Here is a 13,637-nt window from a genome sequence, read left to right as displayed (position 1 = left end):
GTACAGCGTGTCTGCAAGGCGAACGCCCAGAGAACCAGCTGGAGAAAAGGCGCTGATCGCGGCGATCAGGCGGCGCACAGCAGGGCGCACACGGTCGGTACGCCTCGGTATCGGCGACGATTGTGCCATTCTACGGCCGGCGCCGGGAAGCGAAGTTGTTGTTACTACAGACTTTTCCCTCGAGCAGGTCCACTTCCGGCGCGACTGGCATCCAGCCGAATCCGCTGGCCATCGATGCTTGGCGCGCGGCCTGAGCGATCTGGCCGCCATGGGAGCAGACCCGATGGCAGCATTCCTCTCTATCGCCGTCCCGGCAGAGCTAACAGTTGCGGAGCGGGGATCAAGCTGGCTAGACCGTTTCTTGAACGGGATCTTGGCCCTCGCCAGCCGGCACAAGGTGCCGCTCGCTGGTGGCGACACAGCGCAGTCCCCGCTTTTCGATGAAGTGGGCTCCAGGCAAACCGGCATGGTGTCAGCAGACATTGTCCTTGTAGGATCAGTGGCCCAGGGCCGCGCCCTTTTACGCTCCAGCGCGAAGGCCGGTGACATCCTCTACGTGACCGGCGCTCTCGGCGGGGCCGAGGCTGAGCTTCTGGCCCTGGGACGGAATCCTGAAGCCTTCAGCAAACTTAAAAAGTCTGCACCGGAACACCCGCATCTCTACCCAGAACCACGTCTTGCCGTCGGGCGAAGGCTTCTTGCTCAGCGCACCGCGACCGCCGCAATTGACATAAGCGATGGCCTCTCCACCGATCTTGCCCATCTGTGCGAGGAGTCCGGAATAGCGGTACAAGTTGATGCAGCCGCGATCCCCGTCCACCCGCTGGCACAAAAAGCGGAGAAAGATGGCTGGATTCCGTCAGCCTTGCACTTTGCCCTCCACGGTGGCGAGGACTATGAGCTCCTCTTTACTGCCTCCTCCAGAACGAAGGTGCCAGCAAGAATCGCTGGCGTGCCAGTTCGCTCCATCGGGCGCATGAAGGCACGTCGCAAAGGAAAACCGCTCATGGAAATGATCAGGCCAAATGGCAAAGCAGTGCCGCTCCATGCTGGCGGTTGGGAGCACTTTGGATAAATTACCGACGTCGTCCCGCAAATAGTCAGTCCGGTGCCTCGCGCATTTATTGATAGCATTTTGAATAGCTATGCATATGAACAAGACGCGCGTTCGCTTCGCGCCTTCGCCGACAGGGCTGCTGCATGTAGGGAATGCCCGCACGGCGTTGTACAACTGGCTGGTTGCCCGACACGCGGGCGGAAAATACATCCTTCGCATCGAAGACACGGACGTTGAACGCAGCAAAGAGGAGCACGAGACCCAGCTAATCGAAGACCTCCACTGGCTTGGCCTCGAATGGGACGAGGGCCCAAGGATCGGCGGCCCGCACGCGCCCTATCGCCAATCGGAGCGACTCGATATTTATCGCGAACACACCGATCAATTGCTCAACGAGGGCAAAGCCTATCGCTGCTTCTGCACTTCTGATGAGCTTGAGGCCGAGCGCTTGCGCGCCGTCGCCGAGCATCGCCCGCAGGTTTACTCCGGCAAATGCCGCGCGGTCCCCCCAGCCGATTCGGACGCACGCGTCGCAGCAGGAGAGCAGTTCGCCGTGCGCCTCCGTATTCCAGACAAGCCTCTGCGTTTCCATGACATGGTTCGCGGCGATGTCGAGTTCGCAAGCGATACCGTCAGCGATCCGATCCTCGTGCGGTCAAGCGGCGTGCCTGTCTACAACTACGTCGTCGCAGTCGATGACGCGCTCATGGAGATCACGCACGTCATCCGCGGCGATGACCACATCTCAAACACGCCCAAGCAGGTTGCGATTTACGAGGCTTTCGGCTGGCCAGTGCCGCAGTTCGCGCACTTGTCGACAATCCTCGGCAGCGACCGCGAGCGCCTGTCAAAACGCCATGGCGCCACGTCGATTGCCAGCTTCCGCGAGATGGGCATTCTGCCCGAGGCACTGGTAAATTACCTCGCACTGCTGGGCTGGGGCGCTAAAGACGGCACCACCGAGACCTTCACACCGGAGCAACTGATTAAAGAATTTGAACTGGAGCGCGTGACTGCATCGCCGGCAATCTTCGATTTCGACAAGCTGCACTGGCTCAATCGGCATTACATAAAGCTGGCCGATCCGGCACGGATTCTCGAATTGGCATGGCCCTACTTTGAAAAGGCCGGGCTATTGCCGCCTCAGAGAACTGCCGATGCACAGACTGTGAAGTGGTTTGGCAAACTCGTCGCGCTCCTTCTGCCCTCGGTCGATCGCCTGAAGCAATTGCCGGAAAAGGCGCAGTTTGTCTTCCGCTTCGATGCATCGCCTGCGCGTGCGGATGCCGAGAACGCGACGATTCTGCAAACTGAAATAGCGCAGAAAGTCCTCGCGGCCTTTGCGGCACGCGTTTCTCAGCATGAGGGAGCGCTCACACCAGAACAATTCAAGAACTGGATGAACGAGATTAAGACTGAAACCGGAGCCAAGGGCAAAGACCTGTTCCACCCAGTGCGCATTGTGCTCACGGGTGCACATTCCGGTCCGGAATTTGACAAGCTGATTCCGATCTTTGAAGAAGGCAGCAGCTTGGCACTTGCTACACATATCCCCAGCGTCCGCGAGCGGGTCCAGCAGTTTGTGGCATAGCCATGAGAAATATTTATTGGATTCAGCACGACGAGAGCCCACGCCTCGCCATCGTCGCCCGTCCACGCGGCGAAGACTGGCTCCCGGATGAGATGTTGGCGGTGAAATCGTCTGGTATCGACATCCTCGTTTCATTGCTCGAACCCGACGAAGCTGTCTACCTCGGACTGGAGCAAGAGGCCGAATTTGCACACAACGCTGGTTTGGAATTCGTCTCGTTCCCCATTCCCGATCGCGCTACTCCGCAAAACATGGCGAAGTTCTGCAAGCTGATTTCCGATCTCACTGACGCGATCCGCGCTGGAAAGCATGTCGGAGCGCACTGCCAAGGTTGCATCGGACGATCAACAGTCATCACAGCCTCGGTCATGATCGAACTAGGCTGGAACGCGGTTGATGCGTTACGCGTGATCGAAAAGGCGCGCGGTTGCACTGTCCCTGACACAGAAGCTCAAAAGCGCTGGATCCTCCAATTCACTGCGTGCTCACAGAGCTGATATGCCAACCCAGACTCTCAAGCCGATCCTCGACCTCGCCTTTCCACACAACTGGACGATCGAGATTCTCGAAAAGCGCCCGCTGATTGCCCCCGCGCGGCAATTCGTCTATCCGCAGCAGGTGGAAGAAGTCGAGCGCGGAGCATTGGAACTTCTGATCAAGCCATCCGAAGGAGATGCGTTCCTAGCAACCTGCGCTCTCGGCTTCGCCAATCCGACAGCGCCGACTGGCGTTTGGAGTTGTCCCGACCCTGACTGGGTCTGCGCAGCCTCAGGCGGGTACGCGTACATGATCGACACGCTTCAGCCGCAACAATGGAGCATGATTCCATATCGACCGGTCCTCTACGTGCGGCCGCTTCCCGATCAGCAATTGCTGCTCTTCGTCGGTCACCATTCCATCCTCGCGTGGGGTCGAGACGGAATGGCCTGGCAATCAGAGCGCTTATCCTGGGAAGGCATCGAAATCACCGACATCGTTGGTGACACTCTTTGCGGTCTTGGATGGGATTTGCTGACAGATAGAGATGTAGCCTTCGCCATCGACTTGAAAACCGGAGAACACACCGGCGGCGTGCCTAATTCCTAACAGAATAAAAACTCAACGCCGCATCTCCCTGTTCCAACAGTCGATAATGCTGCAGGTTTCCATACTTGTCCACAAGCGCCTGTTTGCGATGGTGTTCTGCGATCACAATAGCGCCATCTGCGATGATTGAGGCACACTCGCCACCCAACAAGCCGAAGACCAAAGCATATTCGTCAGAAGCCTTGTACGGAGGATCAAGAAACACAATATCGAAATGTTGACCTTCCTCCCTGAGACGCTTCACTGAAGTCAGGGCACTGCGCGTTTCCAGCTGCCAGCTTTCGCGAATTCCTAAAGCCTGCAGATTCGAGCGAATCGCAGCAACCGCAGTCACAGCCTTCTCGACAAACACAACGCTCTTTGCGCCGCGACTCAGCGCCTCAATTCCGTTTGCACCCGATCCGGCATAGAGATCAAGAAACGTGGCGCCCTCAATACGCGGAGCCAGCACATTGAAGAGCGTCTCGCGCAATCGGTCGCTCGTCGGCCGGGTATCGAGCCCGCGCGGGGCTGTGAGCGCACGCGAGCGAAACTTTCCAGCAATCACGCGCATTCCTTCGATACTAGCGCAGCCCTGAGCCCACGACTTGCAGCCCTGAGCACACGAATTCCAGTGCAAATCCATACACAGTGCGCCAGCATACAATGACTGAAGTAGGCTTTTTAAGGAACGAGGACGAACGTCAATGCGCGGCTGGTCATTTCCCCTGGGTCGCTGGATGGGCGTGGATCTACGCATCCACACTTTCTTTCTGCTGCTGCTGGGCCTCTGCTTGCTCTCGACGAACCTCGTCAATGTCCAGTCATGGCGGGCGATCATGCTGTGGCTTATTCTGTTGCTCGCTGTTGTCGTTCGCGAAATTGCGCGCGTCATCGTCGCCGCATACCACGGCGTACAGTTGCGCAGCATCTTGCTCCTGCCTATCGGCGGCCTCTTTTCCTATGCAAACCCAGACAGCGCAGAGCGTGCCGGTGAAGGCAGCGTGCAGGCATCGATGGCCATCGTAGGCCCCCTGGCGAATTTCAGCTTTGCCATTGCCGTAGGCACGTTAATCGCTGGGGCCGCGCCGCAGGTCGCTATCTTTGCCAAACCGTGGGTCACTCCAACACATCTCATGCGCTCCGCCGTCTGGCTCAACGTGATTCTCGGCATTCTGAATTTCATCCCCGCCTATCCGCTCGATGCCGGACGCATGCTGCGCGGCGGCTTTACTCGCACGCGAGGTGCGGCACAGGCCACCCGTGCTGCATCCGGACTTGGCCAGATCCTCGGCCTCATCGCCGTACTCGGCGGCATTGCATTGCTGTTCATACCCAATTCTGGATTAGGGACCAGCCTCAGCCCATGGCTCATCATGGGTGGCTTCTTCATCTTCGTTGGCGGGCAACTGGAAGATCAGGGCCTGATGTTCCAGTCTGTGGTCGACACCGTAACGATGCGCGATGTGATGCTGACCGACTTCTCCACCCTCGCGCCGCATGACACACTCGAAGATGCGCTCTACAAGGCCATCCATAGCCTGCAAGATGAGTTCCCGGTTGTGCGCGGCGCGAATTTAGTCGGCATCGTCTCGCGTCAGGGGATCCTCGAAGCACTGCGTAGCGATGGCAACGGCTATGTCCAATCCGTCATGTCACGCACCTTCCAGGTCGCGCAGCCGAATGACTCGCTCGGTTCCATGATTCGCCGCATGGCTGGTGGACGCATGTCCCTCGTTCCCGTAACAGAAGGCGACAAGATCATCGGCATTGTGACATTGCAGAACCTGATGCACAGCATGGGTATGCTGGCGGAGCATCGGCGGCTCAAACGCGTGAACGAATGATGCCGGAAGACGACAGCGACGCAAGCGTCGAGGAACAATCCAACCGGCCTCTCGCACCCGGCCTTTATCTGGTCGGAACACCGATTGGCAATCTTGGGGACATCACACTGCGCGCCATCCGCGTGCTGCGCTCGGTGGATCGTATTGCCTGCGAAGACACTCGCCAGACACAAAAGCTTCTGAATCACTTCGGCGTCACCACGCCCACGGTCAGCTGCCACGAGCACAACGAAGCCGAGCGGATTCCGGAATTTCTGGCTGCCATGCATAAGGGCGCGCGCATCGCGATTGTTTCCGACGCGGGCATGCCGGGAATCTCCGATCCTGGCATGCATCTAGCTGTTGCGGCCATTGAAGCAGGCATTGCCGTGCATCCTATTCCAGGCGCAAATGCTGCGCTCAGCGCGCTGGTCGCGTCCGGACTCAACACCGATCGTTTCCTGTACGCCGGCTTTCTGCCGGCAAAGGCGGGAGCGCGCCGCTCTGCTCTGGAAGACATCGCGTCAAGCACAACGGATCGCACCACCATCGTCTTCTACGAAGCACCTCATCGCATTCTGGAAACGCTCAGCGACGTGCAGGCCGTGTGGGGAGCTCAGTGTCGCGTAGTCGTCTCCCGCGAGCTAACCAAACTGCACGAGGAGTTCCTGCGCGGCAGCGTCACAGAAGTCACAACCAATTTACGCCAACGTGACCGCATTCGCGGAGAAATTACGCTTCTGGTGGAAGCTCGTGCGATCTCGAAAGAGAGTGCACTGAGTGATGGCATCGCTGAGCGTATCGCGGAGCTGCAGCAAGCGGAGAATCTCGATGAGAAAGATGCTTTGAAACGTATCGCCCGTGAGCGTGGACTCTCAAAGAGCGATGTCTATCGCGAACTGCAGCGAGAACGGGCCAAGCGCTAGAAAGGCTTCGCTCCAGAGGCGATCGCAGCCTGTCCCGACCGCCGTACCCAATGTCCGTCGTGCTTTTCCAGGTAGACCCACTCGCCCTGGCTGCAGAAGTTGCCGCACCACGCCAATTGGTAAACAAGAGCCGCATTTCGGTGCGGATTGAAATACACATCGCTGAAGTAGTTGATGCCGGGGTAGCCGCTGTATTTCTGTTGGCTGGCACTGTCCGGAGCTGCGGCTGTGCGCGCTGCGCGAAATTCCTGAATATCCTCAGGCGTGAGGAGTGCATAAGACCGGTCGAGATGAAACGCGTGGAGAACCGTCTGGCGCTGGCCGCGTCGCTGTTCGTAGTCTAAAACGGCATCGTGGAAGCGCTGCGGGTGGTCATTCGGCGCCTTAAGAGCGGCCTCTGGCGCGAGCGCGGGGTTAAGATCCTGATCGTTGACGGTAGTATCTGCGATGGCCCAACGCTGATTCTGACTTGATCCCAGATTCGTCAAAACCGCACCCGGCATCAGCATGGAGTAGATCGCGTACACATCCTGCTGGCGCGCAGTCAAATGGACCGCAGAGTCTCCTTGTGGCCGAGCTGACAGGGATCCAGCAAGAATTGCAACTGCAGCCACAGTCAGAGCTCGCTGAATCATTGCCAAGTCCTAGTGGGAGCCTGCCCTATCCCATGGAGTAGGTGAACGCGGGATAGGATTCTTATCCCGTCCCTTGAGGCGGTCGTAAAAGTAATCATCGCTGGTCGTCCCAATCGACTCGTTATAGAGGCTGGGTGACCCGACGACTTCCTTCAACTCTGCACTGAATCGATGGATAGCTCTTAAGTGATCTGCGGTTGCTGTAATCTCTAAACGCCTTGTTTTCAAGAATTTCTGGAACCCACGATCGAGCAGGTGGGCAATCTCTCCGCCCAGCACAAATCCTGGGCGCGTAACAAAAGCCACGCCATTTCCGTCACTTGCGCGCGCAATTACTGCCGCACAGCCGTGCTTCTGTACGCGATATTGGCCTGCGACTCCGGCGACCTGTTGCACATCAAATTGTGAGCTGCGGAGGCTGCTTACCATTTCGTCTAGCGTAAGTTGCTTAGTTTTTTTGGGCATAGCGGTAAAGGCACGGCAGAGGCTACACTTAGACTTAAGCTGCCGTTTGCTTTCACTGTCGCACATTTGCGTGGCTGGCTGCAACGGATTTACGTATGGCAACACATTCACCCCAGGTCCAGTCATTGGGCTCGACGCTTCTGGAGCGCATCGGGAATACGCCCTTGCTGCGTCTGGAGCAACTAGCGACCAATTTGCCTGGAGTGCAGCTTTTGGCCAAGGCCGAGTGGGCGAATCCCGGCGGGTCAGTAAAGGATCGCGCCGCCTGTTCCATCGTGACTGCCGCTATGAAACAGGGCAAGCTGGGCAGAGGCCAGCATCTGCTTGATGCCACCAGCGGCAACACTGGCATCGCTTACGCCATGCTGGGAGCGGCCATGGGCTTTCCGGTCACACTTTGCGTACCGGCAAATGTCTCTCCCGAGCGCAAGCGCATTCTCAGCGCCTACGGCGCAAATGTGGTCTGGACTGACCCAAACGACGGCTCAGATGGAGCAATTCGTAAAGCTCGCGCGTTGGCGGCGGCTGATCCCGAAAAGTATTACTACGCCGACCAGTATGGCAACAATGCCAACTGGCAGGCACATTACAACGGCACCGCCAATGAAATCTGGAAGCAGACTTCAGGCCAGTTGACCCACTTCATCGCCGGACTTGGCACCAGCGGCACATTTGTAGGAACCACGCGCCGTCTGAAAGAATTGAACCCTGAAATCCAGTGCATCTCCATGCAGCCGGACTCGCCTTTCAACGGCCTCGAAGGTCTGAAACATATGGCGACCGCCATCGTACCGCCGATCTACGATCCGTCCCTTGCTGACCGCGATGTAGAGATTGAGACCGAAGCCGCGTATCGTATGGCTAAGCGCCTTGCGCGGACGGAGGGGCTGCTCGTCGGCGTTTCCTCTGGAGCAGCAGTTGCAGCATCACTGCGCGTGGCTGAGGAAGAAGCCGCGGCAGGACGTGAAGCCGTGATCGTGACCATTTTGCCCGATTCGGCGGACAAGTATTTAAGCGAACGCTTCTGGGAGGAAGAACAGGCCGATGCTTAAGCTCAGCGAATCCATCTACAACGCAATGCGGAAACATGGGGAAGAGACCTATCCGCATGAGTGTTGCGGTGTGCTGCTGGGCCGCTCCCATGACGGCATGAATGTCGTTGAAGATGCATTGCGCGCGAGCAACACCCGGACCGATTCGGCTCACAACCGCTATCACATCGCGCCGCAGGAACTCATTCGCATCCAGCGGCAGGGACGCGAGCGGGGGCTGGACATTGTCGGCTTTTACCACTCGCACCCGGACCATCCGGCGCAGTGGTCGATGACCGATTTCGCCGAAGCGCACTGGCTCGGCTGCTCCTATGTCATCACCGCGGTCGAAAAAGGCGCAGCGCAACAGACAAACTCGTTCCGGTTGACGGGAACGAGTGAAGACGACAAATCCTTTGAGGACGAAACGATCCAGGTTGAGGAACTGGTAGCCGGGCGATGTTGATCGCCGGCTTGCCGCCTCTTGCCCGGTGGGCGTAGACCCGTCGGTGCCTGAACCTATCGCAACCTCACTACAAAAAGGATTTCTGCTATGAAAATTTTCATTCCCACTCCGCTGCGCGTATACGCCGACAAGCAGGATGCAGTGCAGGTCGATGCTCAAACCGTAGGCGAAGCTCTAAGCGCCCTTACCTCGCAGCATCCTGACTTAAGGAAACACCTTTATTCGGACGAAGGAAAACTGCGCGCTTTCGTGAATGTTTATCTGAACGACGAGGACGTGCGCTACCTACCGGAAAAAGAAGGGACAACGGTGTCCGAGGCTGATTCGTTGTCTATTATCCCGTCGATTGCTGGTGGAAGATAGCTAAGCGCGGACGCGCGCTTTGTGATAGGCGAGGGCTTCAGCCCTCGCAATAAGGAGCAGCAAACAAATGGGGCTTTAGCCCCTGAGGAATTTACTTCCTTAAAGGAACTGACTTGCGAATGCTGAAGGTGATTTCGCTGCTTCTTAGCACTGCGCTTGCATCGCAAGCGCAGCAGGTCACCCTCGCAACACCGTCGTCAATGCAATTCTCTGACCCGGACTATCGAGTTAGTTTTCGCTATCCGGCGAAGTGGTATTACAACGAGAGCATTGAGTTTTACACACCCACTAGCATCACATCGCCGGACAACCCGCCGCGTGGCTTTGTCTACTTCAGTAGTAATAATTGCGGCTACAATCCATATCCACGAACGAACCTGGTAGGCGCCGAATTCGTATACGCGAACAGGCAGGCGACTTCCACGGATGAATGCCTGAAGTCCGTGCTGCAGCGTGACGCAAATGCGAAAATGCTTGAGACAGAAGAAATCAACGGCATGAGCTTTGCCCACGCGCAGACTGCCAGCGCAGGGATGTGTCATTCGTATTCAGAAGATATTTACGCTACCCACAAAAACGGAACCTGCTACTTGTTCGACCTCGCAGTGGTGACCCTTTGTCCCGGCCTGGTCGACAACACGCGCCCAATAACGAACAGCGAGCTTGCACAAGTTCACACCAGCCTGGAGAAAATTCTCTCCAGTGTAGAAATCAGTGAAGTAAAGAAAAATTAAGGAAACAAGATGCCAACTGTCACCGAAGAAAAAGTGGCGCTGCCACAACTCGATAACGCCGAAATCGCCCGCTATTCGCGACACCTCATCCTGCCCGAAGTCGGACTCGAAGGCCAGCAAAAGCTCAAAGCTGCAAAGGTCCTCTGCGTCGGCACCGGTGGCTTGGGCGCCCCGCTCAGCTACTATCTCGCCGCCGCCGGAGTGGGCACGCTTGGCCTCGTCGACTTCGACGTAGTCGACGAAAGCAATCTACAGCGCCAGATCATTCACAGCACCAACGACGTGGGCCGCCCCAAGATTGACTCGGCAGCCGAAAAGCTGAAGGCGCTCAATCCGTATCTGAACATCGTGAAGCACGAAACGATGCTCACCAGCGCCAACGCGCTTGAGATCATTAAGGATTACGACATCGTCGCCGACGGCACCGACAACTTCCCGACACGCTACCTCGTCAATGACGCCTGCGTGCTCAGTGGCCACAAGCCAAACGCCTACGCTTCGATCTTCCGCTTTGAAGGGCAGGCCAGCGTTTTCGCGACCAAAGACGGCCCTTGCTACCGGTGCCTTTATCCCGAGCCGCCACCGCCGGGACTTGTTCCCTCATGCGCAGAAGGCGGCGTGCTCGGCATCCTGCCCGGCCTGCTCGGCGTGATTCAGGCAACGGAGGTCATCAAGCTGATCCTCGGCAAAGGGGATCCGCTCATCGGACGCCTCCTGCTCGTCGATTCGCTCGGCATGAAGTTCCGCGAACTGAAGCTGCGCAAGAACCCCGAGTGCCCAGTCTGCGGCGAGTACCCGACAGTGAAGAGGCTCATCGACTACCAACAGTTCTGTGGTATCGTCCCCGAGGAGAAACCAGCAGCCATGCAAAACGGAATCCCCCAAATTACCCCCATTGAATTGAAGCGTCGCCTCGATGCTGGCGAAGATGTCTTCGTTCTCGACGTGCGCGAGCCCCACGAATACCAGATCGTGAACATCGGCGCGCCCCTCATTCCGCTCGGCGACCTTCCGAATCGCCTCAACGAACTCGATCCCAATCGCGAGATCGTCATCCACTGCAAGACTGGAGGTCGCAGTCAGCGTGCGGCTGAGTTCCTGCAGAAAAGCGGCTTCAAGAATGTCGTGAATTTGGCAGGTGGCATCACTGGCTGGGCTACGGACGTCGATCCCAAGCTGCCGAAGTACTAAACCGTCTCAAGTAACTACCTTCGGCGCGCTTTCGGGCGCGCCGTTTTGCTTTAGAGTCATCCAGCCTCTGCAAACTTAAATCCATAAACTCTGTCTTTGCCCGACTAGCACTGCGATGCGTATACTCCCGTCGTGCCAGACGGTGAGCTCATTTCCGCGCCCAAAACACCGGCTGGCAGATCGCCCTTTCTATTCGGGAGCTCGGGTTCTTTATGGACCTCGTATTGATACGGATTCTTTTTGTCCTCATCCTAGCTGCAGCGTGTTATTTCTTTCGCATCCTTGATCTTCCCGGGTGGCTCTCTGCGATCACGGGCGCTGGATGCGCAGCGCTCGTGATCGTCTTCGAGTCGCGTGTCCGCGCTCTCAGCCTCCGGCGACTCATTGGCGCGGTTATCGGCAGCATCCTTGGCATCTTCGGCGCGTTTCTCTTCAGCCTGGTGCTCGCCAACAGCTTGCCCGCGGGCAATAGCCGCAGCCTGGTGCAGATTTTCGTGCTGTTGCTCATGTCCTATGTCGGACTGGTCGTTGGAACAAGCAAAGGCGACATGCTCAATCTCTCAGCCCTGGGAGACCTCTTCAGCGGTGAGCGCCAGACAAAGCGCAACGTGAAGCTACTCGACACCAGCGCCGTCATCGACGGCCGCATCGCCGATATGAGCGACACAGGCTTTCTCGACGGCGTTCTCGTTATCCCGGAATTTGTTCTCCGCGAGTTACAAATGGTGGCCGACTCCTCCGACGGCTCCAAACGCCAGCGCGGGCGACGTGGCCTTGACGTCCTGCAGCGCATGCAGTCCAACTCACTCATTAACGTTCAGATCGTCGAAGACGACTTCCCGCATATCCGCGAAGTCGACTTGAAGCTCATTGAACTCGCCAAGGAACTCGACGCGAAAATCATTACCAACGATTTCAACCTGAACAAAGTCGCTCATCTGCATCACGTCTCCGTCCTCAACATCAACGATCTCGCCAACTCCCTCAAGCCAGTCGTACTGCCGGGCGAAAAGATGAACATTGCCATTCTGAAAGAAGGCAAGGAATACAACCAGGGAGTCGGCTATCTCGATGACGGCACCATGGTCGTCGTCGATCACGCGCGCCGCATGATCGGACGATCCGTCGAAATTAGCGTGACCTCCGTGTTGCAGACTGCCTCGGGAAAGATGATCTTCGGAAAAATGGACGAGCCCCCGCAGCAGAAAACAGATACGGTGCGTGTCGCCGCTGAAATCCGGGAAGTCTCCAGCTAGAGAATCTCGTTCACCAAGAAATTACGGAAGTCTTACACGACATATCTCTTGCCGACCCTATCGTTTAGATAGAGGTCCATTAAGAGACATGCCCGTACTCACTGAAGAAGTGTCCACCGCTCCCGCAAGCCGTTTGACTGCCCCCAGTCCGGCGTCCGACGCAGAAATGTTCCTGCAAAAGCCCTCGGGCAAGTTCAACTGGGTCTTCGGCATCTGGATCGCAATCTTCCACATCGGAGCGATCGCGGCATTCTTTTATTTCCGCTGGTCGGCGATGATCGTTCTCGCCATCACCTGGGTGCTGGGGCAAAACGTGGGCATCGCCATGAGCTACCACCGTCAGCTCACGCATCGCGGCTTTACCACGCCCAAGTGGGTTGAGTATTTCATGGCCATCTGCGGCACACTTTCGCTGCAAGGCGGACCGCTCTACTGGGTAGCTGTGCATCGCCTGCATCACCAACTTACCGACAAGCCCGGCGACCCGCATTCGCCGCACGATGGCGGCTGGTGGTCGCACATCGGCTGGATTCTCTACGGCTCTGTTCACAACACCGATCAGGAACTGCTCACGCGTTATGCCCCTGACCTCGCCAGGCAGCCTTTCTACCGCTGGCTGAGCAAGTATCACTGGGTTCCCGTCACCATTCTCGGAATCGTGCTCGCCGCCTTCGGCGGATTGTCGTGGGTGCTCTGGGGAGTCTTCTTCCGCGTAGCTGTCGGACTGCACGTCACTTGGCTCGTCAACTCCGCAACGCACATGTGGGGCTCCAAGCGCTTCGCCACGCGCGATGACTCGCGCAACCTCTGGTGGGTCGCGCTGCTCTCCGGCGGAGAAGGCTGGCACAACAACCACCACGCGCATCCGGTGTCCGCCAGCCACGGCATGGCCTGGTATGAATTCGACTTCAACTACTGGTGCATCCGCCTGCTTGGCGCGTTGGGACTTGCAAAGAAGATCAAGGTGCAAGGCCCCGAAGGCGGTACAGCCCGCATCCTGCACGGCTAGCCCCGCGCAGCGAAAAGTTGTC

General features: G+C 57.5%; 16 protein-coding genes. 13 read left to right on the top strand and 3 right to left on the bottom strand.

Annotation, left to right across the window (positions count from 1 at the left end):
• Positions 1 to 7 precede the first annotated feature (7 nt).
• The 4 genes from thiL (at position 8) to H7849_RS22485 (ending at position 3,734) form a co-directional block, all read left to right on the top strand.
• The gene (gene thiL, locus H7849_RS22500) at positions 8 to 1,075 is read left to right on the top strand and encodes a thiamine-phosphate kinase (protein ID WP_186742716.1); all 1,068 of its coding nucleotides are present in this window, start codon (positions 8 to 10) and stop codon (positions 1,073 to 1,075) included.
• 76 nt (positions 1,076 to 1,151) lie between these two features.
• On the top strand, positions 1,152 to 2,648 hold the full coding sequence (gene gltX, locus H7849_RS22495; RefSeq protein ID WP_251106418.1) for a glutamate--tRNA ligase: 1,497 nt from the start codon (positions 1,152 to 1,154) through the stop codon (positions 2,646 to 2,648).
• Between the two features lie 2 nt (positions 2,649 to 2,650).
• Positions 2,651 to 3,145: a phosphatase domain-containing putative toxin gene (locus H7849_RS22490; RefSeq protein WP_186742712.1), complete on the top strand. Its 495-nt coding sequence runs from the start codon at positions 2,651 to 2,653 to the stop codon at positions 3,143 to 3,145.
• 1 nt (position 3,146) lies between these two features.
• A complete protein-coding gene (locus H7849_RS22485; RefSeq protein ID WP_186742710.1) occupies positions 3,147 to 3,734 on the top strand; it encodes a hypothetical protein in 588 nt (195 codons plus the stop codon).
• Here H7849_RS22485 and rsmD read toward each other — a convergent pair.
• Positions 3,724 to 4,287 carry a 16S rRNA (guanine(966)-N(2))-methyltransferase RsmD gene (gene rsmD / locus H7849_RS22480; RefSeq protein ID WP_186742708.1) on the bottom strand — a complete coding sequence of 188 codons (564 nt, stop codon included), beginning with the start codon at positions 4,285 to 4,287 and terminating at the stop codon, positions 3,724 to 3,726. The two genes, H7849_RS22485 and rsmD, sit on opposite strands and share 11 nt — an antisense overlap.
• 133 nt (positions 4,288 to 4,420) lie before the next feature.
• Here rsmD and H7849_RS22475 point away from each other — a divergent pair, with 133 nt between their 5' ends.
• Both H7849_RS22475 and rsmI read left to right on the top strand, forming a co-directional pair.
• Positions 4,421 to 5,560 (top strand): CBS domain-containing protein, encoded by a 1,140-nt coding sequence (locus H7849_RS22475; protein WP_186742706.1) that lies wholly within the window; start codon positions 4,421 to 4,423, stop codon positions 5,558 to 5,560.
• Positions 5,557 to 6,465: a 16S rRNA (cytidine(1402)-2'-O)-methyltransferase gene (gene rsmI / locus H7849_RS22470; protein ID WP_251106417.1), complete on the top strand. Its 909-nt coding sequence runs from the start codon at positions 5,557 to 5,559 to the stop codon at positions 6,463 to 6,465. Before H7849_RS22475 ends, rsmI begins: the two co-directional genes overlap by 4 nt.
• Here the strand turns inward: rsmI and H7849_RS22465 are convergent.
• Positions 6,462 to 7,100, bottom strand: coding sequence for a hypothetical protein (locus tag H7849_RS22465; RefSeq protein ID WP_186742704.1), 639 nt, complete (start codon positions 7,098 to 7,100; stop codon positions 6,462 to 6,464). The two genes, rsmI and H7849_RS22465, sit on opposite strands and share 4 nt — an antisense overlap.
• A 9-nt stretch (positions 7,101 to 7,109) precedes the next feature.
• Positions 7,110 to 7,565, bottom strand: coding sequence for a hypothetical protein (locus H7849_RS22460; RefSeq protein ID WP_186742702.1), 456 nt, complete (start codon positions 7,563 to 7,565; stop codon positions 7,110 to 7,112).
• A 95-nt stretch (positions 7,566 to 7,660) separates the two neighbouring features.
• Between H7849_RS22460 and H7849_RS22455 the strand changes: the two genes are divergently transcribed.
• From H7849_RS22455 to H7849_RS22425, 7 genes are all read left to right on the top strand, one after another.
• A complete protein-coding gene (locus H7849_RS22455; protein ID WP_186742700.1) occupies positions 7,661 to 8,617 on the top strand; it encodes a PLP-dependent cysteine synthase family protein in 957 nt (318 codons plus the stop codon).
• Entirely contained in the window at positions 8,610 to 9,062 is a 453-nt protein-coding gene (locus H7849_RS22450) for a M67 family metallopeptidase (protein WP_186742698.1), read from the top strand. Before H7849_RS22455 ends, H7849_RS22450 begins: the two co-directional genes overlap by 8 nt.
• An 87-nt stretch (positions 9,063 to 9,149) precedes the next feature.
• A complete protein-coding gene (locus tag H7849_RS22445) occupies positions 9,150 to 9,425 on the top strand; it encodes a ubiquitin-like small modifier protein 1 (RefSeq protein ID WP_186742696.1) in 276 nt (91 codons plus the stop codon).
• Positions 9,426 to 9,544: 119 nt separating this feature from the next.
• Positions 9,545 to 10,159, top strand: coding sequence for a hypothetical protein (locus tag H7849_RS22440; protein WP_186742694.1), 615 nt, complete (start codon positions 9,545 to 9,547; stop codon positions 10,157 to 10,159).
• A gap of 9 nt (positions 10,160 to 10,168) precedes the next feature.
• A complete protein-coding gene (moeB, locus tag H7849_RS22435; protein WP_186742693.1) occupies positions 10,169 to 11,350 on the top strand; it encodes a molybdopterin-synthase adenylyltransferase MoeB in 1,182 nt (393 codons plus the stop codon).
• Between the two features lie 212 nt (positions 11,351 to 11,562).
• The gene (locus H7849_RS22430) at positions 11,563 to 12,606 is read left to right on the top strand and encodes a PIN/TRAM domain-containing protein (protein ID WP_186742691.1); all 1,044 of its coding nucleotides are present in this window, start codon (positions 11,563 to 11,565) and stop codon (positions 12,604 to 12,606) included.
• Between the two features lie 88 nt (positions 12,607 to 12,694).
• Positions 12,695 to 13,615 (top strand): acyl-CoA desaturase, encoded by a 921-nt coding sequence (locus H7849_RS22425; protein ID WP_251106416.1) that lies wholly within the window; start codon positions 12,695 to 12,697, stop codon positions 13,613 to 13,615.
• Positions 13,616 to 13,637 lie beyond the last annotated feature (22 nt).

The organism is Alloacidobacterium dinghuense, assembly GCF_014274465.1.
Classification (GTDB): Bacteria; Acidobacteriota; Terriglobia; order Terriglobales; family Acidobacteriaceae; genus Alloacidobacterium; species Alloacidobacterium dinghuense.
This window is presented reverse-complemented; position numbering and strand designations above follow the sequence as displayed.